The 24,199-nt window shown below is 50.3% G+C and carries 9 protein-coding genes; all 9 read left to right on the top strand.

Features of this window, described 5'->3' with window-relative positions; genetic code table 11:
* The first annotated feature begins 1 nt into the window (after position 1).
* The 9 genes from HC229_RS05195 to HC229_RS05155 all read left to right on the top strand — a co-directional run bounded on the left by HC229_RS05195 (position 2) and on the right by HC229_RS05155 (position 24,198).
* Entirely contained in the window at positions 2-1,300 is a 1,299-nt protein-coding gene (locus tag HC229_RS05195; RefSeq protein WP_191019400.1) for an MFS transporter, read from the top strand.
* Between the two features lie 4 nt (positions 1,301-1,304).
* Positions 1,305-3,020, top strand: coding sequence for a hypothetical protein (locus HC229_RS05190; protein WP_191019399.1), 1,716 nt, complete (start codon positions 1,305-1,307; stop codon positions 3,018-3,020).
* Between the two features lie 2 nt (positions 3,021-3,022).
* Positions 3,023-4,654 carry an alpha-glucosidase gene (locus HC229_RS05185; protein WP_191019398.1) on the top strand — a complete coding sequence of 544 codons (1,632 nt, stop codon included), beginning with the start codon at positions 3,023-3,025 and terminating at the stop codon, positions 4,652-4,654.
* Positions 4,655-5,026: 372 nt separating this feature from the next.
* Positions 5,027-8,584, top strand: coding sequence for a T9SS type B sorting domain-containing protein (locus HC229_RS05180; RefSeq protein ID WP_191019397.1), 3,558 nt, complete (start codon positions 5,027-5,029; stop codon positions 8,582-8,584).
* 374 nt (positions 8,585-8,958) lie between these two features.
* Positions 8,959-10,551, top strand: a complete 1,593-nt coding sequence (locus HC229_RS05175) for a T9SS type A sorting domain-containing protein (protein ID WP_191019396.1) — start codon at positions 8,959-8,961, stop codon at positions 10,549-10,551.
* 371 nt (positions 10,552-10,922) lie between these two features.
* Positions 10,923-15,683: a MopE-related protein gene (locus tag HC229_RS05170; protein WP_191019395.1), complete on the top strand. Its 4,761-nt coding sequence runs from the start codon at positions 10,923-10,925 to the stop codon at positions 15,681-15,683.
* A 69-nt stretch (positions 15,684-15,752) separates the two neighbouring features.
* Positions 15,753-17,771, top strand: a complete 2,019-nt coding sequence (locus HC229_RS05165; RefSeq protein WP_191019394.1) for a beta strand repeat-containing protein — start codon at positions 15,753-15,755, stop codon at positions 17,769-17,771.
* 181 nt (positions 17,772-17,952) lie between these two features.
* Positions 17,953-20,760 carry a helix-turn-helix and ligand-binding sensor domain-containing protein gene (locus tag HC229_RS05160; RefSeq protein ID WP_191019393.1) on the top strand — a complete coding sequence of 936 codons (2,808 nt, stop codon included), beginning with the start codon at positions 17,953-17,955 and terminating at the stop codon, positions 20,758-20,760.
* 303 nt (positions 20,761-21,063) lie between these two features.
* Positions 21,064-24,198 (top strand): glycosidase, encoded by a 3,135-nt coding sequence (locus HC229_RS05155; protein WP_191019392.1) that lies wholly within the window; start codon positions 21,064-21,066, stop codon positions 24,196-24,198.
* The last annotated feature ends 1 nt before the right edge of the window (position 24,199 follow it).

The raw sequence follows: 24,199 nt of genomic DNA, 5'->3' as shown, positions 1-24,199 counted from the left end.
AATGCTAAAAAAATTAACTGAAGAAATCGGGCATTTCCGCCAACAAAGCCACAACTTCAAAATCCTCGTGTGGACGAACGTGGTTTATGCGCTCGTGCAACCTGTGATCGATATTTTCGTCGCGGCTTACATCATGCGAAATTCCAACGACACTTCGAAAGTGGTGATATATCAATTGTGCATTTACACGGGAATCCCGCTTACGTTTCTGATCAACGGATTTTTGCTCAAGTATATCAACATCAGGTATTTGTATGCGATCGGGATGATGCTCAGCGGTGTTTCGATGATCATCATGATGTCGCTTACCGATTTGACGCTTGTCGGGATCGGAACCGCCGGGATCACGATGGGACTTTCGTTCGGATTGTACTGGTCGAACCGCGATTATCTCGCACTTTCGATCACCAACGATGCCAACCGCAATTATTATTACGGCCTGGAAACTTTTTTCTACACGATCATCGCGATCATGGTGCCGGCGGCGATCGGTTGGTTCATACAATCGCATGATGGGGAAGCCCAGAAACACGTCGCCTACGAAATCATCACCGGAGTCGTATTCGTGATCACGATCGTCGCATCGGTTGTTTGCTTCCGCGGGAAATTCCTGAATCCGACAGAGAAAAAATACATCTACTTCAAGTTCCATCCGCTTTGGCACAAATTGCTGGCGCTGGCCTCGCTCAAAGGTCTCGCCCAAGGTTTCCTGGTCACGGCTCCGGCGATGCTGATTTTCAAAATTCTCGGAGAGGAAGGCGCGTTGGGAAAAGCACAATCTATCGGTGCGATCCTGGCGGCGATCATCATCTATTTCATCGGGCGGTTTTCGAAGCCGTCGGACAGGATCAAAACGTTTTCCGCGGGTCTTGTTTTGTTCGCCGTCGGGGCTTGCCTCAACGGAATTTTGTTTAACAAGATCGGTGTCGTCGGGTTCCTGCTTTTACTGCTGATCGCCAAACCGCTAATGGACTTAGCGTATTATCCGATCCAATTGCGCGTGATCGACATCGTCTGTAAAATCGAAAAACGCAGCGAATTCACATACATACTCAATCACGAAGCCGGACTTTATGCCGGACGACTCTTCGGAGCCGGGACATTCCTGGTTTTGTATTTTGCGATATCGGAAGATTTTGCGCTGCGTTACGCCATCGGAATCATCGCCTTGCTGCAACTGCTGTCGATTTATGTCAGCAAAAAAATCATCGCCCAAGGCAACCGGCTCATGCCCGAAGCCGACGTCGAAAAACCAACCGATCCGCGCGCACTCGAAGAAACCGCACTTGACTTACTTTAAGCCTATGAATCCTATACACCTTATCAAACCGATTTTCGGACTTTTACTCCTCTCCTCTTTCGGCTGTTCGGCCCAGGTTGCCCAAAAGCCGATTCCACGCGTCGACCTGATGCCAGACAATCCTCAACCGTTCGGCATCATCGACTATAAAAAACTTGCCCTCGATTTCGACAAGACCGCTTACGACTTCCATGCTAAAGGCGAATTCTGGCCTATCGTTTGGGTCGACAAAAGCCGCAAAAATTTCGACCAGGACGTCGTGGGGCTTTACACCGCGATTGGCGATGTGCGGCAAGGCGGCCAAAACAACAAAGGCATGTTCCACGAGGCATTGGCCACGATGGGCGCGACTTTGGGTGCTACTCTGGTGGGAATCGACAAGAGCAATTCCGACGGCAGGAATTACGTCGGTATGCTAAAAAATTACTTTAACCGGGAAACGGGTTGGAACATCATGATGAACAATACCGCTCCCGAAGTGGCGCTGCTCGGCGGCGGTTACGGTCGCGATTGGTGGTATGACGTTTATCCGAACGTACTTTTTTACGCGATTTACGACAAATATCCTAACGAGCCCGGCTTTACCGAAATGGCGCGCACGATTGCCGATAAATTTCACGACGCGGACGTCATCCTTAACGGAAACTACAATTATTCGTATTTCGATTACGGAAAAATGAAGCCGATGACCAACAACATTTGCGCTCAACCGGATGCGGCGGCGGGACACGCCTGGCTGCTTTATATGGCGTACAAAAAATTCGGAGATACGAAATATTTGAAAGGTGCAAAATCGGCCCTGTCGGCTTTGCAATCCCAAAAAGAAAATCCAACCTATGAATTGCTGATGCCTTTTGGAGCGTATCTCGCAGCGCGCATCAACGCTGAAGAAAAACAAACCTACGACCTCGATAAAATGCTGGCCTGGACATTCGACGGAACGCCGAAATGCCGCGAAGGTTGGGGCGTGCTCGTCGGGAATTGGAACGGATACGATATTTCAGGAACCGTTGGAAGCACCGTCGACCGCGGCGGTTACGGATTCCTCATGAACACTTACGACGCGGCCTGGCCATTGGTTCCCATGGTAAGATACGACCAACGTTACGCTTCGGCAATCGGGAAATGGATGCTCAATGCCGCCAACGCTTCCAAATTGTTTTATCCGGATCACATGGCCGACGAGCACGAGTCGATTCCCGAGAAGGCCGCCGCCGGAAAAGGCGTGATCGCTTACGAAGGCATTATCAGATCGTCTAACATGCCGCAATACGAGCACGTCAAAGCACCGGTTGCCCAGGGAGACGGGCCGCTTTGGGTGGCCGGGAAGAATCCGCCGGAGTCGCAACTTTCCGTATACGGAAGCGGCCACGTGGGCATTTTCGGAAGCATTGTCCGAAAAACAGATGTAGCGGACGTTTTGCAACTCGACCTGTTGGCCACGGATTTCTTCCGCGACAAAGCTTATCCCACCTCATTGCTTTACAACCCGGCGGCCAGCGAAAAAACGGTTTCGGTTTCGGTAGGGAAAAAAGTCGATCTGTACGATACGGTTTCCGGCAAATTCATCGCGCGCAACGTGTCAGGTTCGGCAAAAGTAAAAATCGCGTCAAGAAATTCGGTCGTGATCGTGGAAGTTCCTGAAAACGGACGCATAACCTATTCTGACAAACGAATGCTTGTCGACGGCGTCATCGTCGATTACCGCTCGAATAGATAAGTATGAAAAACCTCATACATTTTGGGTTAGTTTTATTGATTTTTTCTTCCCTGGGCGCTCAGGAACAGCACTCAGGGAAACCCAAAATGTGGTGGAAGGAGACTGTTTTTTACCAAATCTACATGCCGAGCTATGCCGATTCCAACGGAGACGGTTATGGAGATTTCGCCGGTATCACGTCTAAACTCGATTATCTTCAGAATCTCGGCATCAAAGGGATCTGGCTCACACCTTTCCTCAAATCACCCAAAATCGACAATGGTTACGACGTAGCCGATTATTACGAAATCGACGCGGTTTACGGTACACGGGCTGACTTTGACCGATTCCTCAGCGAAGCCCATCGGCGCGGCATAAAAGTCATCATGGACATGGTGCTCAACCACACTTCGACTGACGCAAAATGGTTCCGGGAATCGCGCAAATCCAAAGACAATCCGTATCGCGATTATTATATATGGAACGATCAACCGAACAACTGGGAATCGTTCTTTGGCGGATCAGCTTGGGAAAAAGACGAAGCGACCGACCAGTATTATTACCACAAATTCGATGTCCGCATGGCCGACCTCAATTGGTCGAACCCAAAAGTCGTTGCTGAAATACAGGAAATCCTGAGGTTTTGGCTCAAGGCTGGTGTCGACGGGTTTCGGCTCGACGTGATCAATTTTTTGACTACGGACGGCATCTTATCGGACAATCCTATCGAAAACGGCAACCAAAAACATGCGTTTGACATCGACCAACCTGGCGTGAAATCGGCGATTCGAACCATCCGACAGACAGTAGAGGAGTTTCCTGACAAATTTCTCGTAGGAGAAGTCGGAAGCGATAAAATCGAGGTGTTGAAGCAATACCAATCGAAGGCATTGCTCGATGTGGTTTTCAATTTTAACTTTGGCAGCATTCCCGAATTCTCGGCCGAGCGCATTTTCGCCGAACTGCAAAGCATGGAAGCGAACATGAGCGGTTACCCGACGTTGTTCTTCGGCAGCCACGATATGGCGCGCCTCATGGACAGGCTCGCCAACGGGAACGCGAAACGCAACCGGGCGTTGGCAGCGTTACTTTTGACGGCCAAAGGCGTTCCGTTCGTGTATTTTGGGGAGGAAATCGCGATGCGGAATATAATGGCGGAAAACATTTCGGAAATTGCCGACATCCAGGGGCGAACACAATATAAACTGGCACTCGACAAAGGGAAGACCGCTGCCGAGGCGCTGATTATCGGCAATTCGCACAATCGCGACAAATCGCGCGGCCCGATGCAGTGGAACGCGACGCGGTTTGCAGGATTTTCAAGTACGAAAAGCTGGATCAAAGTACATTCGGATTATCAAGATACAAACGTTGAGAAGGCCATTGCGGATAAAAATTCCATCTTTCACGACTATAAAAAACTGATTGCGTTGCGCAATTCGACGCCCGTGCTTCAATATGGCGCTTATGCAAACCTTGAATTTCGCGACGGGTTGATATCGTTCGATCGGGAATGGAACGGGAAACGGGCCTCCGTTTTAATCAACTTCGGCAAGCCGCGCAACATTACTGTTCCGGATAATGTCGATATTCTTTATGGAATTTCGAAGCTCGAAACAGACGGCGTCCTGATCTTTGTCCAAACCCAAAAATGATCGTTTGAAACCGCAGCATTCCAATTTCGATCCTGCACAACCGACAAAAATCCCGGCTTTTCAACCTCGGATTTCTCGTTACATCGTTTTCGTTACCCTTACAACACCACATCAAAACGCTGTTTTTAGCTGCTTTTCTACCACTACAACGCTTTCGGAAGCAGATGCGGCCGACCACTGTCGCGCAACAGGAGTTTTTTTGGACGCTGTATGGTTTTTATATCAGCGCATCTCGAAAACGGTAAAGTCATACCGCTATTTTTACCTTCGACGAAACCCTGACCATTCGCTTCTGAAATCGTTGCCGCCACTATCCGGCGCATCGGCTCGTGCAATTCAATCGGGTTTGTTTCCAAAAACCTATTTCTATTGATGAGCTTTACCAAGACGATAATTACGTTTTCGCTTTTGCTGATATCCGCAGTACATCACGCCCAATTGGGATTTTGCGCGGGCAGTAAAGGAGACCCTCTTTTTACCGAGAATTTCGGAAACGGCACCACCTACGGACCCGCATTGCCTTCCGGGATCACAACCTATACTTTTATTCCGGGAGCGCCCCAGGACGGACAATACACATTATATTATCATTCGAGCCAATACACGACCTGGCATTATTCGTTGGATCACACACCCGATGTCACCAACGGTCCCAACGGTAAAATGTTGCTCGTCAACGCCAATGCGGTCACTTCCGGCGACTTTTACAAAAAAACCGTTTCCGGTCTTTGCATCAACACTACATTTGAATTTTCGGCCTGGCTGATGAATGTCTATAATCCGAATACCAATTACTGCGGTGCCGGACAGATTCCGATAAACGTGCGGTTTGAAATTTGGAATGCGGACGAAACGCTTTTGCTCGGATCCGGCAATACCGGAAACATTATGGGCACGCCAACGCCGACCTGGCAGCAGTTCGCCTTGGTGTTCACGACGGTAAACGAAACGTCCGTGGTCTTGAAAATGAAGAATAACGGCGTAGGCGGTTGCGGAAACGACCTCGCGATAGACGACATCGCCTTTAGTTCCTGCGGCGACCTTACTACCGTTACCAGCCCGACGGTTACCGGTACCACTTTTTCCTCTTGCAATTCGACCTCACTCGAACTGCAAGCTTCGACGGTAGGCACTTCGACGTATTTTTACCAATGGCAAAGTAGCCCGGACGCGACAACCTGGACCGATATTCCGGGAGCGACCAATCCGACCTACATCACGCCTACGCTGACTTCCCTGACTTATTTTCGGGTAAAGGCCGCCCAGGACGCCGCCAACCTCAGCAATAATTTTTGCTCGGCTATGTCTAATGTGTTCACCGTTTCGATTCTACCGTCCCCGGTTCCCGCCCCAAGCAATGGCGATCAGGTGATTTGCAGCGATGAAGCCATTACCGCTTTGTCGGTCACGCCGGGCGCCGGAACAGGCGTCAATTGGTATAGCGCCGCTAATGGCGGAACTTTGCTGCAATCTGGAAGCGCTTCTTATGTGCCGACGACCGCGGGAACCTATTATGCCGAAACCTATAATCTTACGTCGAACTGCATCGCCAGCCCGCGAACTCCGGTTTCCCTAACCATTATAGCATTGCCGACCGCCACGATCAGCGGAAGCACTTCGATATGTAGCGGAAGCACGGCCGTAGTCAGTTTCAGCGGTACGCCAAACGCGATTCTGACGTATACCGTAAATGGAGGCGCCAACCAAACCATCACGCTGAACGCTTCGGGCTCGGCAAGTATCACTGCGACGGCATTGACCGCTGACCGCGTCTATACGCTGATAAGTTGCGCGTCACCGACTTTGAGCAGTTGCGTTCGTGCCATCAATGAATCCATGACCATCTCCGTGATCAGTTCGCCAACGGCCGCGATCGCAGCGAATCCGTCGGTTTGCTCGGGAAGCCCGGCTACAGTGACCTTTACGGGAACTCCCGACGCAATCGTGACGTATTCGGTTAACGGAAGCGGGCCACAATCCGTCGCGCTGGACGCTTCGGGAAATGCGTCGGTAATCGCTTCTAACATTACCTCCGCGTCGGTTTATACGCTCATCGAAGTCAGTGCGGCTTCGGCGGGCAGTTGCACGCAGGCGCTTACGCAATCAATAACCATCACTCCGGTGGTTTCCCCGTCGGCAACCATTGCCGCAGCTTCTGCCGTTTGCTCCGGAACGACCGCTATCGTCTCGTTTACGGGAACACCTGCCGCCATTATCGCATATACCGTGAATTCGGGACCGACGCAAACCCTTGTACTGAATGCATCGGGAACGGCCAGTATAACGACATCGGCACTCACGTCAAATGTTACGTACGCTCTTGTCAGCGCCACTTCCCCGGTTTTGGGTACTTGCACCACTTTGATCAATGACGATGTGACGATTTCGGTCAGTCCGTTGCCCAACGCCACCATTTCAAGTAACGCCCCGGTTTGCCACGGTGATTCGGCCACCGTTCAATTTTCGGGAACGCCGAATGCCACCGTCACGTATTCGCAAAACGGAGGCAGCAGCCAAACGATTGTATTGGACGGTTCGGGAAGTGCATCAATTACAACCCCGAGCGTGACGTCTCCGGTGACGTATTCGGTTTCATCGGTCACATCAGCCGGAGCGAACGGGTGCACGAAACCACTTTCACAATCGATTACGGTCTCGACGGTTCCTTTACCGACCGCCTCGCTTACCGCCAATCCGCTTTCGCTATGCCCCGGCCAATCCACGACACTGACTTTTAATGGAACGCCTAACGCGACCGTCAGCTACTTGGCTATCGGAGGTGGCGTACAAACCGCGACGCTCGACGCTTCGGGATCGGCAGTGGTTACGACGGCGGCACTTATCGCTAATACAACGTATCAATTAACCGGAATCGCGCTTTCAGGGAGCGGTTGCAGCCAGACCCTGCCGGGATCAATTTCGATTGTGGTCAACGCGAGCCCGAACGTGCTGTTCAACGGCAACCTTGCGTTCTGCGATGGCGATGCGATTGCGATCAACCTGACCTCTAACCTTGCAGGGACGACGTTTAACTGGACGGCCGTTCCGACCAATGTGGCGGGAGCGGCATCGGGAAGTGGCAGCCAGATTTCCGATATCCTGAACTTGCAAAACGCCGCTGTTCCAGGAACTGTCGTTTATACCGTTACGCCTGTTTGGAACGTATGCGCCGGAAACCCGGTGACGATCTCCGTTTCGGTTGCTCCCATTCCGGTTCCGCAAATCGCCGACGGTGTCATCTGTACGACTGGATCAGCTCCTACGTCAAACCAGTTCTATACGCTAGATACCCAACTTAGCCCAGCCAATCACAGCTTTCAATGGTTTTTTGAAGGGGCTCCAATCGCGAACGCATCCGGAAGCAGCTACAATGCCAATCAAATCGGAGTTTATACGGTAATCGCCACCAATTCAGCGGGATGTGTTTCGGATCCCGTCGATGCGGTCGTGGGCGAAATGTCCCAGGGGCAAAGTTTGGTGATACAGCAATCTGAAGCGTTTAGCGACAATCCGACGATAACGGTTACCGTGATTGGAGGTGATGGCCCGTTCTTTTATCAACTAGACGATTCCGGCTTCCAGGCGTCGAATGTATTCTATAATGTAACGGCGGGCAACCACACCGTTACGGTCATAGACGCGTCTTGCACCTATCTTACCGGGTCGGCGACGGTCGTGAATTATCCGAGATTTTTCACACCAAACGGCGACGGTTTCCACGACAGTTGGAACATTAGCGGTGTGAGCGGCACCATCTCCATTTTCGATCGCTACGGAAAATTGCTCAAGCAAATCGCGCCCGGCAGCGACGGCTGGGACGGAACTTATAATGGCAGCGCGTTACCTGCTACGGATTACTGGTTCTCGATAGACTACGCCTTTGGCCAGGAAAAAGGAACGTTCAGGGCGCATTTTGCATTAAAACGATAACTGAGCTTGAGTTCGGCATCCGAAAGCAGCAACGTATGAAAATTTAACAAGCATTGTGTTGATGCTTTTGTTCGGGAAGAAGAAAGAAAGAGGTTACGGGAATATTTTTTTGACGATATCGGCATCAAATCCCGACGCTAAGAAAACGTTATAGTTCCCGACAAACATAAAAAAACTATACAACGACCATACAAAACCATACAGCCTTATGGCCAAGCGTACCGTTAGTGGTTTATTTTGAGCGATTTATGAGCAATAGCAAGGGTTTTCAAAAATTTGGCTTGTATAGTTTATATATGTTATCATTGCGGATTGTTTAAACATCATATTCTTTATTTTCGCTTTTGACAAATTTAATTCTAAAAATGTGTGATATGAAAAAAATTACTTTTCTGTTGTTATCGGCAGTGCTGTTGAGTTACGGCTCCAGTTATGCACAGCCGACGACCAACGCTCCAATTCCTACAAATGCCGCAGGCGACGTTATCTCCATATATAGCGATTCCTTTACAAGCGTTGCGACAAATTTCGATCCGAACTGGAACCAATCTGGTTTTGGCCAGGTAAACTCCACATTCGATCCTGGAACAGGCAATTTGGTTTTGGCCTATCCAAACTTCAACTATCAGGGAACCGAACTTGCGACCCAAAATGCGTCAGGGATGGAATTTCTTCACGTTGACGTTTGGACATCGACTGCTACCAACCTGAAGGTCTCTCCTATCAACAACGGAACTGGCGTAGCGGAAATCCTTGTAGACGTTCCAGTGGTGCAAGGCCAGTGGAGCAGCGTCAACATTCCGAAAAGCGCATTTACTGGAATGACTTGGGACGCGGTTTTCCAGATCAAGTTTGACGGAACAGGCGGTACGACGCCATCGACGATTTATCTCGACAACATTTATTTCTGGAAAACAGCTACTCCAGCCGGAGCAGATGCTTCTTTGAGCAATTTGCAGGTAAATGGAGCGACGGTGCCAGGCTTCAGTGCGTCGGTTACGAATTATTTGTATGAACTCGTCGTGGGTACGACTGTTATTCCACAAATCACATCTGCGACAGCGACAGATTCCAATGCTACCATTACTTCCATCACGCAAGCCACTACACTCCCAGGAACCGCAATGGTTTTGGTGACCTCCCAAGATGGAACCGTGACGAAATCGTATACGGTAACTTTCGTGCCTTCTTTGCCGAATCCGTCACCTACGCCGGGAACACCTAACGCTCAGGTATTGAACATTTACAGCGATACGGGCGGTTACACGAACAATTGGACGCCGAACTATGCGTTCGGAACATTTTCGGGCAAACCGGATCTCGATCTTAGCGCAGAAGGCGTGAACGAGGCCATCAAAATGAATTTCGCCGTAGCCGGATATGGAGAAGGGACAACCCTTGTCACGAACATTTCGAACTATCAATGGTTGCACTTTGATTATTTCGCAGATTCCAACTCAAACGAAATCCGATTCATCGTGATTGGAAACAACAACGGCGCCGTCAACGAATATGTTTACGAATTGACTCCAAACGGAAGCAACGGCACGCTTGTACAAGGTTCTTGGCAGAGTGTCAACGTACCGCTTTCGTTCTTTGAAGGCATCGGATTCAACAAAGCTAATTTCTTCCAGTTCAAGCTGGGAACGACGTCTGATTTGGTATCCGACATCGTGTATTTCGACAACATTTATTTCTCAGTCGTGGAGCCTTTCCTCAAGACAGATCGTTTCGGGCAGACTGCATTCAACGCCTATCCGAACCCGGCCCAAAACGAATGGAATGTTACCGCTACCCAAACGATTACTTCGATTCGCTTGAGCGACGTGACCGGAAAGCAAATCAGGACCTTGCAGCCGAACGATACGAATGTTGTGATCGACGCATCTGACTTGTCTAACGGCATCTACTTTGCCAACATCGTGACCGAAAATGGCAGCAAGACTGTCAAATTGGTTAAAAATTGATTTGAATACTTGAAAAACAGGCTATCTCAAAAGGCAGCCTGTTTTTCTCTTTTTAGAATTGAGAATTGAATTCAAAACGCGATCGTTCCTACTCGAGATCGCGCCTGACAAACGTTTCCTACTACGCGATTGTCGGTTTTGAAAGCTCAAGTCTTAGCTATTTACGCCCCTTATTTGCCGAATCAGTAACTGATCCATGCCTATTTTTTAGTTTTTCCACGAAAACGATATCGTTCGATGCGCTGTCGCGGAAAAAAACAACAAGCCCAGCGGCACGTCCGTAGTGGCATAGGGAACTAATTTTTAAAACTTTAAAGCGAATCCAGGGCGACCTGGGATCAAAACCAACCAATTATGAAAACCAAACTTTTATGGAAACAATCAAAAAACTAGTATTTCTGCTGCTGATTTTAGCCGCAAGTATTCCTGGTAGTTTTGCCCAGACCGAGTGTGCTGGTACGACCAACGAGCTTTCTCAAGGCGCGGGTCTAGGCAACTATCGTTACGGCTTCACTACCACCGGGAACGCCGTAACCGTTGAATTCGAGGTATTGAACCCACCTTCGGGACTTGCCAACCAGGCGTATGCCTTTACGGACAATCCGAACTTTGCCGAAACGCCAATGCCTAAAGTGGCAGGCACCGTGGCGACGTTCCGCCAGACATTCTCCAACCAATCGAACGGACAGCCGCTAACAGCCGGCTTTGCGTTCAAAATCAGGATGAAAATCGACTGGGCAGCCGGAGGACTTGGCGTGACCAAGCAATTCACGTACACCGTAGGAAACACATGCGGAGGCGGAAACCCACTTCCTGCTCCAACTTTGGGAGCGTTTTCCGTTCCTGCAAAAGTGTTCGGCGACCCTGCGTTTACACTGACAGCTCCATCGTCAAACAGCGCCGGTGCATTCACTTATACGAGCAGCAACCTCGGCGTTGCGACAATCAGCGGAAACACCGTTACCATCGTTGGCGGAGGATCTTCTACGATTACGGCGAACCAGGCGGCATCCGCGACCCACGCTGCGGGAAGCACAACCGCCACATTGGTCGTCACGAATCCTAATACCACGCCAACAGCAGGACCTGCAACACCTCCGGCGAGAAATACATGGGATGTGCTGTCTCAGTATGGATCTGCCTATACCAACCAGCCAGGTGTCGTATTCGACAACTTCGGTGGAGGCGCCAATATCGTCGGAGATCTGACGTTGGCCGACGGAAGCGTCGTAAAAAAATACACGAACCACAGTTATTCGGGCATTTCCGCCAATGGCGCGATGAGCCTGAACGTGTCCCAGATGACCCATCTGCATATCGATGTCTGGTCGCCTGATTTCGCTTCGTTTAAAATAAAATTGGAAGCTGCTAACGGTAGCAACCGCGAGCTTGAGGTTCCTTTCGGTAAAGCACAAGGCGTGTGGAATTCATACGATATTCCGCTGAGCAACTATTCTTCCGGAGCGGGCGCTGTAGACCTTAACAACCTGAAATGGATCGTTCCGGTGACGTTTGATCCGAACAATACGACATTGTTCATCACGAACGTCTATTTCTACAGACCTGCAACCGTCCAGCCACCGACATTGGGAGCCTTTACGGTTCCTGCGAAAAACGTCGGAGATGCGGCATTTGCGCTTACTCCGCCGAGTTCCAACAGCGCAGGTGCGTTCACTTACACAAGCAGCAATCCGGCCGTAGCTACTATCTCGGGCGACGTTTTGACCATCGTTGGCGGAGGAACATCGACCATTACGGCGACTCAAGCGGCAAGTGGAGGTTTTGGACAAGGAGTGGCAAACGCTACATTTACCGCGAGTTATCCGGCACCGGGCGCATCGCCTGTTCCGCCGGTCAGGAATCCTTCTGACGTCGTGTCAATGTTCACGGGAACACCGACGGTTTACGCAAACGGCGTGACCGCAGTAAGAGCAGACTGGTCGAACGGCGCCACAACCGTGACCGAAGTTTCTAACGGAAGCAATACGGCGCTTCGCGTAAACAACATGGGCTTCCTCGGATACGTTACCAACGGAGCAAACTTCAGCGCCGCCGGCATGACCAAGCTCCACGTCGACGTGTATCTGAACGCTCCGCTACCTAGTCTTTTCGTTTTCCTGATTTCCAACGGAGACAAGATTCACACTGCTACCGGTCTTACCGCCGGATGGAATTCTCTCGACATCGATCTTTCGACCTACACCAATGCAGGTGCCGATCTTTCGAACATCTACGGACTCAAATTCGAGTCGAATTCCAGCCCGAGTGCGTTCCAAATGTACCTGGACAACATTTATTTCTATGTTCCGACGGGAATCGACCCTACGATAACAGATTTCAACATTCCTGAAAAAATCGTCGGGGACGAGCCGTTTGAACTCACGCCTCCGAACTCGAACAGCACGGGTGCCTTCACTTACACGAGCAGCAACCTGAACGTAGCTACCATTTCCGGGAGCACGGTTACGATAGTCGGGGCCGGAACTTCTACGATCACTGCCAGCCAAGTCGCTGACGGAACTTATGAAGCAGGGTCAATTACCGCATCACTTGTTGTGGCGAACGCTCCGTTGGCGACTGCGGCTCCTACGCCACCTGCGCGCAACGAATGGGACGTGATTTCGATCTACAGCAATGCTTACACGGAACAATCGTCCCCGGTCTGGCAAAATCAGGCAAGTACTACAGACGAGCAACTCGAAGGCAACGACACCAAAAAAATGAGCAATTTCCAGATTGAAACCGTTACGTTCGCCCCGACCAATCTTACGGCCATGACGACGTTACACATGGATATCTATTCTGAAGATTGTACCGCGATGAACATTTGGTTGCTCAACAACGGCGACCGAAACGCCCAGATTTCGCTTGTCCCGAATCAATGGAACAGCATCAACATTCCACTTTCTACTTACGTGGCCGCAGGTTTAAACCTGAACGGCGTCGTATTTATCAAATTCGAAAGCTTAAACGGACCAGGCAAAACGGTTTATGTCGACAATGTTTATTTCTTCAGGCCGGCTACGTTGCTACCTCCTACGATCACTGATTTCTCGGTTCCTGCCAAGAATTTCGGCGATCCGGACTTTGAGCTGACTGCCCCTACTTCGAACAGTTCAGGAGCATTTAGCTACACAAGCAGCAATCCAGCGGTTGCTACGATCATCGGAAACACGGTCCACATCGTAGGCCCGGGGACATCGACCATCACAGCCAACCAAGCGGCCGATGCAAATTACGGTGCCGGAAGCATCACCGCTCAATTGTCGGTTGCTTTCCCTGCTCCCGGACCTTCTCCTGTTCCTCCTGCAAGAGAGGCGGAGCGCGTCGTTTCGATGTACACGGGAACGCCGTCGGTTTATGCCGACGCCATTACCGCAGTTCGTTCTTATTGGACGGGAGGCACGACAATGACCGAAATTCCGAATGGAACGAACACGGCTTTGCGTCTCGACAATTTCGGATTCCTCGGATTGATCGATCAGAACGAAACTCTTTTCAGCGTAGCCGGGATGAGCCACCTGAACGTTGACATTTACCTCAACGCTCCATTGAATGCAAATCCTGCGCTTTCGAGAGTATTTATTTTCTTGCTTTCGAACGGCGACCACCTCTACGACGCCGCCAACCTGGTTGCAGGCTGGAATACGGTGAAGATTCCGTTGACAAACTTCCCGGGCGCTAACCTGGAACAGATTTACGGGTTGAAGTTCGAGCAGAACACAAGTGGCCTGACGCAAATCTATATCGACAACGTTTATTTCAGCAATGAGTGCTATACGTATTATGCTGACGCCGATGGAGATGGTTATGGCAATCCTGACGATTCGCTTTCTGCGTGCGAGCCGACTCCGGGATATGTTCTGGACAATACTGATTGCGACGACGACGCATTGGCTGTACACCCAGGTGCGACTGAAGTTCCGTTCAACGGCGTCGACGACAACTGCGACGGTACTATCGACGAAGGAAGCCGCATCTATTCCCAGGTTTTGGGCACGCAATGCGCAACGACCCTTACCTCGATCAGTTCGGTAATCGGAGCGGTGAGCTACGGCGCACCAATAAACGGATACCGTTTCCGCGTGGTCAACACCGCCACGAATGTGGCTCAGGAAATCGACCGTACAGCGCCTCACTTCAGCCTTACTATGCTTGCAAGTTATGACTATGCCACAACGTATTCGGTTTCGGTAATGCTTCGCCGAAACGGGATTTGGCTGAACTATTACGGCCCGGAGTGCCTTATTTCAACTCCGGCAGTGCTAAGCCCGGGCGGTGCAGCCGCGGTTTCACCTTCCCAATGTGGCATCGTGCTTCCGAGCCTCAGCACATTGATCGCTACGACAAGTTTGCCGGGCGTAACCCAATATCGCTTCCGCGTGACGAATCTGACCGATGGCGGAGAGCACGCCGAACAAACGATCGAACGCTCCCACCATTGGTTCTCGCTTACCATGCTTACCCGTTTCAACTACGGCACGGAATACCAGATCGAGGTCGCAGTCAAGACATCGAACGGAACATGGTCAGGCTACGGAGCGCCTTGTAATGTAAGTTCTCCGGCGGTTCCGACGTTGAACAGCTGCGGCGGAACGATTGCCAGCAACAATACGTTGATCGCAACGACAAGCCTAAACAGGGCCCAGGCGTACCGTTTCGAAGTCACGAACATGACAACGTTCGCCCAGAATACCATCGACCGTTCGCAAAACTGGTTTACGTTCAACCAAGTGCCTAATTTCACTGCCGGCGCCGTTTACGGTGTTCGCGTTTCGATCCAGACAGCAGGCTTTTGGTCGCCGTTTGCCGAGGTTTGCGAAATTACCGCTCCTGGCGCTCTCGCAAGAGGAATCGTGATGGTAGACGATGAAACGCCGTCGGTTGACTTCCGTGCGGTGGTGTATCCGAACCCTTACTCAGAGAGTTTTGCCCTCGATATGGATAGTTCAAGCCAAGACAACGTTCGCGTCAAGGTATACGACATGGTGGGCAAATTGGTAGAAGACCGCGAGTTCGCCACCGATGCGATCGAGATGCAGCAATTCGGGGAACGCTATCCGTCCGGAGTTTACAACCTGGTTGTGACCCAAGCCGGATTCGTCAAGACATTGCGTGTAATCAAAAGGTAAGTTGTAGGTTATTACGAAAAACACCTCTCTATATCGGGAGGTGTTTTTTTAATTTCTAAAAATCAAACTATGAAGAACTCAAGAATCAAATTAACGCTGCTGTTTTTTATTTTTTCGACGGCAGGCATGGCTCAGGTCGGCGTAGGAACCACGGCTCCGGCAGCGACGCTCGACGTCACAGCGACAAACTTGACCGGAACAACGGTCGACGGCCTCCTGATTCCGCGGGTTTCCCGACTTCGCGCCCAAACGATGGCCGCTACACCGACATCTACCATGATTTACGTGAACGACATATCGAACGGAACCGCCACGGGCACGACGATCAACGTTACGGCCGCGGGCTTTTACTTCTTCAACGGAACCGTCTGGGAACGATTGGGCTCGGGTGCGACGAACGCCTGGACGACCACAGGAAACACAGGCTTATCAGGAACGGCCAATTTCCTGGGAACGACGGATAATGTCGATCTCGCCTTCCGCCGAGCGAATACCGCCGCAGGAAAAATCGGTGCGACGAGCACCTCATTTGGATTGAACGCGCTGAACAATGGAGCAGCGACCACTAACACAGCTTTCGGAACCAATGCTTTGGCGGTCGCTACCGGCCCGGACAACGTTGCTTTCGGAAACGGAGCATTATCTGCGAATACCGGAGGTGCCCAAAATACCGCCATCGGAAACGGGACTTTAGCGCTGAACAACGCAAGTGCGTCTACCGCTGTCGGGTTTTCAGCATTGAACCGGAATACGGCAAGCAACAATACCGCTGTCGGATATCACGCGCTCACCAATAATACATCTGGTTCGGGCAACACGGCGACAGGTTTTCGGGCATTGGCTTCGAATGCTACCGGTACGCAAAACACCGCTATAGGTTTCGAGGCTTCGCTTGGTACGACAGGCGGCAACAACACCTCAATCGGATACCAGGCACTGTTCTTCAACGGAGGCGGTAGCAACAATACGGCTATCGGAAGGCATGCACTGCACAACAATACCGCAGGTGGCAATACAGCGATTGGCCAACAAGCCTTGCTCGGCAATACGACCGCTGCAAACAACACTGCCGTTGGTTCCGATGCGTTGCGTATCAGCACCGGCGCTGCCAATACGGCGGTAGGATTCATGGCCGGAGACGAACACGGAAATGGTGCAAACAATACCTATATCGGTTCCGAGTCCGGGCGCTTCAATACCGGTGCCGCGACTCACAACGCCTTTTTGGGATGGCAGTCCGGTTACCGTTCATCGGGTTCCTACAATACCGCAATTGGCTCCAATACGCTTAAAGGAAACGGGGCATCGACCAATAATGTCGCCGTCGGATATAATGCTTTGACAGCGGGCCAAACCGCGAGCAACAATACCGCTATCGGTTACGGAACGCTTGCTGCGAACACTGTCGGCACCGGCAATGTCGCTTTGGGCTATAACGCAGGTGCGTCTGAAACAGGTTCCAATAAATTGTATATCGACAACTCCAATTCAAACGCTAGCAATGCGCTGATTTACGGTGAGTTCGATAACAACATTGCGCGCGTCAACGGGACGTTGCAAATCAACAATCCCGCTAATGCCAACGGATATTCACTGCCGAACGTAAGAGGAACCAACGGCCAGATTTTGCAGACGAACGGAGCCGGCGCTACCAGTTGGGTTACCAATCCCGCCACTTCACTATCGCTTGTAAGGGCCAACCGATCGGCGAATCAAGTGTTGACCAATGCCGGATGGCAAAAAGTCCTGTTCAATACCGAAGCTTTTGATACCTCGAACGAGTTCAACATCACCAACGGCCGATTTACCGCCACAACAGCAGGGTTCTATCGCATCGACGCGGCATTCCACACCAACAATCAAAGCAATGGCGATATGTATTCGATCGGAATTTACGTGAACGGAACACTGCGACAGGAGACGTCCTATGATCATCACGGAGTCGGAATTGTCGAGCGTTCGGTGAGCTGTCTCGTTCAATTGGCTGCCACCGATTACGTCGAAGTGTGGGTCGAGAATTTCGTTACGGGAGTTGAAATCGACGGATACAGCGGCAAAACAGTATTTGAAGTCCAGCAGGTCCGATAAAAATTACGGGACGTCATCGTCGGAAATGACACCCATTTCAGGTGTTAATTCGCGATGCGGCGCCAAATCAGACGATAAAATTGTACGAAATCGATTTCTTAATTTATATTGCGACACGAAAACCATCGGTTGCCACGAGCCGAAAACCATCCAAAAACTGAAAACAACCCTTTTTGCCAGAATGAAAATCAAATTTGCCCTTATTTGGTTATTGCTCTTCCCAGTTTTGCTGTTTGCCCAGGAATTGTCGCCAATCGTAAAATATAGTTCCGCTACCTACAACGCGGGGAACCAGAACTGGATGATTTCGCAGGACGCCCAACGCTTTATGTTCTTTGCGAACAACGAAGGTTTGCTCGAGTTCAACGGATCGGCCTGGACGTTGTATCCGTCTCCGAACGAAACGATCGTCCGTTCGGTAAAAGTGGTAGGCGACAGGATTTACACCGGTTGTTACATGGAGTTCGGATTCTGGACACGGGAGCCGAACAATCAATTGAAATACACGTCGCTTAGCCAAAAAATAAAGAGTCGCATAGTAGATGACGAGCAGTTCTGGAACATCTTTTCGTATGAGCAATGGATGATTTTCCAGTCGCTCGACCAGATCCACATTTACGACACCAAGGCGGAAAAGTTTACGGTGATCGCGCCAAAAAACAGCATCCTGAAGTCGTTCCAGGCCAATAATTCGATTTTTTACCAGGTGGCCAACGAAGGCTTGTACGAGATCGAGAACGGCAAGGCAAAGCTCGTTTCCAATCATCCCGTTGCGGTGAACAACAAGATCGTCGCGATTTTTTCGGCAGACGACGGCTTGCTTCTCCAAACCCAGCACAACGGATTTTTCACGTTTATCAACGGAAGTTTCGCGCCTTTCTTTTCGGATGTGGACGACCAGATCATCAACAGCAGCGTCTACAGTTGCCAGCAGTTGTCCGACAAAGGATTTGCAGTGGGAACCATCTCCAACGGCGTGTTCATTCTTTCCTCGACAGGGAAACTCAAGTATCACATTACCCAGGACAGAGGATTGAGCAACAACACGATCCTGTCGGTGTTCGAGGACGCGGACGAAAATTTGTGGATAGGGCTCGACAACGGCATCAATTGCATCAACCTGAAATCGCCGATACGAAGCTACTCCGACAAGACCGGATTTTTGGGAACCGTCTATGCCTCGCTGCTTCACAATGGCAAGCTGTACATCGGCACCAACCAGGGGCTTTTTTACAAAAATTACGAGTCGGGCGAGCCGTTTAAATTCATCGCCAACACAAAGGGACAGGTTTGGTCGCTTTTCGGATATCAGGGCACGATATTTTGCGGACACGACTCCGGGACTTTCGTAGTGAACGATGGTGTTGCCACGCCTATCTTCTCGGCTTCGGGAACGTGGGGATTCGTAAAAGTGCCTGGCAAACCTGATTTGTTGATGCAGGGAAATTACTACGGGATTTCGGTACTGCACAATGTCAACGGAAAGTGGACGTTTCGGAACAAGATTTCCAAATTCGATTATTCGGCCAAGCATTTCGAGATTTCGGGCGCGAGGGACGTTTACATCAGCCATGAATACAAAGGCGTTTTTCGATTCAAGCTCGATGAAAATTATCGGAGTTGCTCGGCGCTGACGATGCTCAAAACGCCCAAGAAAGGCAAAAATGCGAGTCTGATCAAATTCGACAATACGATTTATTACGCCAATAAGGAAGGCATTTACATGCTCGATGAAAAGCACAAAGCCTTCCGACGGGACAAGACACTGAGCGCAATTTTCGAAAAAGACGAGTATACGTCGGGCAAACTCATCGCCGATAATTCGAGCAAATTGTGGATGTTCTCGAAAAATTACATCCATTACTTCACGGTGAATAAAATCGGGAACGAACTCAAGAAGAATACGATCCCGATCCCAATGTCGCTTACGGGCTCGATGCTCGGATACGAAAACGTCACGCGATTGTCGAATTCGATTTACCTCATTGGGACAACCGACGGCTACTACACAATCAACCTCAACGACCTCAGGTTCAAAAGCAATAATGTCTCGATAACCAACGTCACGATCAACAAACTCGACGAGGAACTCATCAGTTGCGCCGTCAAGGACACGGGCGAATTTGCATATGACGAGAACAACATCATCCTCAACTATACGGTTCCGGAATACAACAAATACATCTACACCGAATACCAATACATACTCGACGGTCTGCAGGAGGAATGGAGCAAGTGGTCGGCCAGGACGACGGCCAACTTCAAGAATTTACCTCCAGGCGATTACGTGTTCAAGGTCAGGGCGAAAATTGCCAATTCCAACCCGAGGGACGTGGCAACTTACAGGTTCACGATTTGCAAGCCGTGGTATGCGACCAATCTTGCACTTGTCATTTACCTCATCGTGGCGTTGCTGCTGGCGGCTTACATCCACAAGGCGTACAAAGAATACTATCGCAAAAAAGAGCAAAAACTCATCGAAGAGAACAACCTGTTGCTTGAAATAAAAGAACTTGAGAACGAGCAGCAACTCATGAAACTCAAGAACGAGCAGCTTTCGAGCGATGTCGACAGCAAAAACCGCGAGCTGGCCGTTTCGACGATGGGTCTCATGAAAAAGAACGAGTTGCTGGCGCTGATCAAAGACGATTTGAAGCGGACGAGCTCCGACCAGGACGACAAAAGCATAAAATCGGTGATCAACACCATCAATAAGAGCATTTCGGAAGACGATTCCTGGACGATTTTCAAGGAAGCCTTCAACAATGCCGACAACGACTTCCTCAAGAAGATAAAACAGTTGCATCCGTCTTTGACGCCAAACGATTTACGTCTTTGCGCGTATCTGAGATTGAATTTATCTTCTAAGGAAATCGCGCCGCTTTTGAACATTTCCGTGAGGAGCGTCGAGGTCAAGAGATATCGTTTGCGTAAAAAAATGGACCTGCCGCACGAAACAGGTGTTGTGGAGTACATTTTGTCGGTTTAACCGCCTTATCCGTGCCTCAAAACAACTATACAACAACCATACGAAATGACTTTAACAGCTCTATCCGACGGCCATTTACAACGCGTCAATCGCTGTTAAAACAGTGTTAAATGCGGGTTTTAGCGAAATGTCAGGGCAATATCGCATTGTATGGTTTCTTTCAAAGCCCAATTCGATTTCGGCACAGCAAAAAATGTAGTTTTAGCGAATCGAAATTTTTTTTGCGACACTTTTGTTGCGCGACAAAAATTGCGTCGGTACAACCCTACCGTATTACTCCAAACCAAACAAATGAACATTGAAATGAGAAAACTTATTTTATTACTGACCATTGTCATTTTTTCTCCTTCCGCGTTTGCGCAACAAGACAAGATTGTTGTGGCGAACGGCAGCGATGGGTCGAAATTGGTAGTCAATGGAAAAGATTTTATCGTCAACGGGATGAACTGGGACTACTATCCGGTAGGTACCAATTACGCCTACAGTTTGTGGACGCAGCCTGACGCCTTCATCAAACAGGCGCTCGACGAAGAAATGTCGCTGCTTCGCAACATGGGCGTGAACACCATCAGGGTTTATGCTGGAATGCCGAAGCAATGGATCGAATACGTATACGTGACCCACGGCATCCACACGATGATCAACCACTCGTTCGGCCGATACGGACTCGACCTCAACGGCGCTTATGTCCCGAACACGGAATATTCAGATCCGGCAGTTCGCGAAATGCTGTTGAATGAAGTCGCGAAACTCGCCTCCGACTACAAAGACACCAAAGGATTGCTGTTGTTCCTTCTCGGAAACGAAAACAACTACGGCTTGTTCTGGGACGGAGCCGAAACGCAAAATATCCCTATGCCGGAGCGTGTGACCACCAAACGCGCCGTGGCCATGTACAAATTATTCAACGAGGCTGCGGTTTCGATGAAGAAGATAGACGGCTCGCATCCGATCGCATTCTGTAACGGCGACTTGATGTACCTCGACATCATCTCGAAAGAATGCCCTGATTTCGACATTTTCGCTACGAACGTCTATCGCGGGACTTCATTCGGGGATTTGTTTGAGCAAGTCAAAAAAGAATACGGGAAACCGGTTTTGTTCGCTGAGTTCGGGGCCGATGCCTTCAACGCCATCACGAACCAGGAGGATCAAACCTCCCAATCGTATTACCTGTTGAGCCAGTGGAAGGAAATCTACCAGAATGCGGCAGGATTGGGAAAAGCTCAGAATGCGCTCGGAGGATTCACGTTCCAGTTCAGCGACGGATGGTGGAAATACGGCCAGACAGCCGGCCTTGACGTACACGACACGAACGCATCGTGGGCGAACGGCGGCTATATGAGAGATTACGAACAAGGCCAGAACAACATGAACGAAGAATGGTTCGGGATCTGCGCCAAAGGCCCGACGAACGAGAAAGGCTTCTATGAATTGTATCCGCGTTCAGCGTATTATGTTTTGAAGGAAGCCCACAAATTGAACCCATATGCCGCCAATTCCTTGTCGGCAGTCAACAATCACTTTGACAATATCCAGGTTATGGATGCGACGCTCAGGGCACGAGGCGACAAAGCGGCACTCGAGAGCAAGCAGGGCGGATTGATCCGATTCAGCAAGCTAAGAGCCGAATTTACGACGTTCAATACCGGCGGATCGCTCATCACGACTCCGGACGACGCCAATCCTAACGTGACCGAATATCCGAACAAATTAGGATTCGACCATATGCAATCGGTTTACATTGGCGTAGAGGCCAATCCAGCGGCTAATATGAGAGCCAATGTCGAATTCAACATCCTGGGCAACGTCGCCCTGAACCCTATCGACCAGATTTTCTACGAAAACCGCGGCCGTCCCGTTACCGTCGAGCGCAACAACCAGGAAGTCCGTTTCGATTCGAACAACCGCGTCCAGCTATACAGCGCGAGCTACACCTGGAACCACAATCTTTTCAACCTTAACGGATTTTACAGAACCGGCCACTACCACTGGGGCTACGAAGGCGATTTCTTCGGATTGTACCCGGAGGCGAACTACGGCCCGTCGATGGATATCTACAACGGTATCGCACCACTCGGGTTTGAAGTGGAAGGAAAAAAATTGTTCAGCGGATTGAAACTTGCCTTCGGACCGCAACTTTGGTGGGGCGCCAACCCTGCGATATTGCTCAAATATTCTAAGAATATCGGCAAATTCGGCGTAACAGGTGTCTTCCACGAAGATTTGGAACAACAGACCAACACCGAAAGTTCCTTTGCGATCCCACAGCCTAAAACAAGACGTTTCACGCTGCACGTCAACCGCAAAATCGGGAAATTCGGGATCGATCTTGGCGGAATTTGGGCCGGATCGCCATTGAACGGCAGAGATTATCAGGTTGCCAGAGGCCCAGAAGAAAATCAGCAGGTTTTCGAGCACGATATCGAATCTAAAGACAATTGGGGAGGAAAAGCGAAAGTAACCTACACCGGAGGAAAATTCAACTGGTATGGTCAGGGAGCCGCGATGGGATTGGTTGCCAACGGTGGCGCCGATTACACCCAAACCTTTACCGGATGGCGACTCAAAGACAGCGGAAGCGGCAACCAGTACAATTTCCTGACTGGTTTGACCTACAACCTCGGCAAATTCCAGATCGCACCGAACTTCTTGTGGCAAAAGCCGCTTGAAGGCCCGATCAACGCCAACGCAATGGCGCCGGGCAGACCGAGAAACATCCTCGACGATCCATTTGTCGTAAGAGCGAACCGGGAACAGGTTGCGGGAGAACTTTTGTTCACGTTCGACCCTACTCCGGGCACCTGGATGTACAACTGGGAAAACGACAGGACGGAAGACGCGAAATTTGCGGTTAGCGCCGGTATCGTGTTCCGCCACTTGCCGACAACCCAGGACGCAGCCATCGGAATCTTGCCTGACGGAAGAACTACATTCGCTTTCGACGGAGCGGCTCCGGCAAAAGACCTTTATGAAATCAACGGCCGCATCGTATCGAAATGGAGCAAGGACTTCGGTTTCATCGCCACGCTTTACGGAGGCGACGCCCAGGCCAACGGAAGCGATGCCCGTATGATCCACCGCTACGGTATGGATTTGCGCGTGATCTACCGACAAATAAAATTGACTTCCTTTGTAAGAGTGAACGATTGGGGACCTTACGATTACCACCGCGATTACAACCTGACGTTCCCGCTTCAGTTGATGGCCGACCTTTCTACTGAAATCGGGAAACCGGACTGGATCAATTTTATCCCGAGAACGCGAATCGGAGTGCGCGGAACCTGGAGGTCACTCGACCAATACTCGCCTCGCTACAACCCGACGCAAGTCCTGGACGCCGCAGGAAACTGGGTCCCGGATCCGACCGCTATCGGATTCCCTAACGGAAGAGAGTGGGAAATCAGGACATACATTCACATCAACATCGGAAAATAAA

It is taken from the genome of Flavobacterium selenitireducens, from assembly GCF_014748335.1.
Classification (GTDB): domain Bacteria; phylum Bacteroidota; class Bacteroidia; order Flavobacteriales; family Flavobacteriaceae; genus Flavobacterium; species Flavobacterium selenitireducens.
This window is presented reverse-complemented; position numbering and strand designations above follow the sequence as displayed.

Coding starts and splice junctions, on each gene's coding strand:
- HC229_RS05195 (WP_191019400.1), top strand. CDS start 2: ATGCTAAAAAAATTAACTGAAGAAATCGGGCATTTCCGCCAACAAAGC.
- HC229_RS05190 (WP_191019399.1), top strand. CDS start 1,305: ATGAATCCTATACACCTTATCAAACCGATTTTCGGACTTTTACTCCTC.
- HC229_RS05185 (WP_191019398.1), top strand. CDS start 3,023: ATGAAAAACCTCATACATTTTGGGTTAGTTTTATTGATTTTTTCTTCC.
- HC229_RS05180 (WP_191019397.1), top strand. CDS start 5,027: ATGAGCTTTACCAAGACGATAATTACGTTTTCGCTTTTGCTGATATCC.
- HC229_RS05175 (WP_191019396.1), top strand. CDS start 8,959: ATGAAAAAAATTACTTTTCTGTTGTTATCGGCAGTGCTGTTGAGTTAC.
- HC229_RS05170 (WP_191019395.1), top strand. CDS start 10,923: ATGGAAACAATCAAAAAACTAGTATTTCTGCTGCTGATTTTAGCCGCA.
- HC229_RS05165 (WP_191019394.1), top strand. CDS start 15,753: ATGAAGAACTCAAGAATCAAATTAACGCTGCTGTTTTTTATTTTTTCG.
- HC229_RS05160 (WP_191019393.1), top strand. CDS start 17,953: ATGAAAATCAAATTTGCCCTTATTTGGTTATTGCTCTTCCCAGTTTTG.
- HC229_RS05155 (WP_191019392.1), top strand. CDS start 21,064: ATGAGAAAACTTATTTTATTACTGACCATTGTCATTTTTTCTCCTTCC.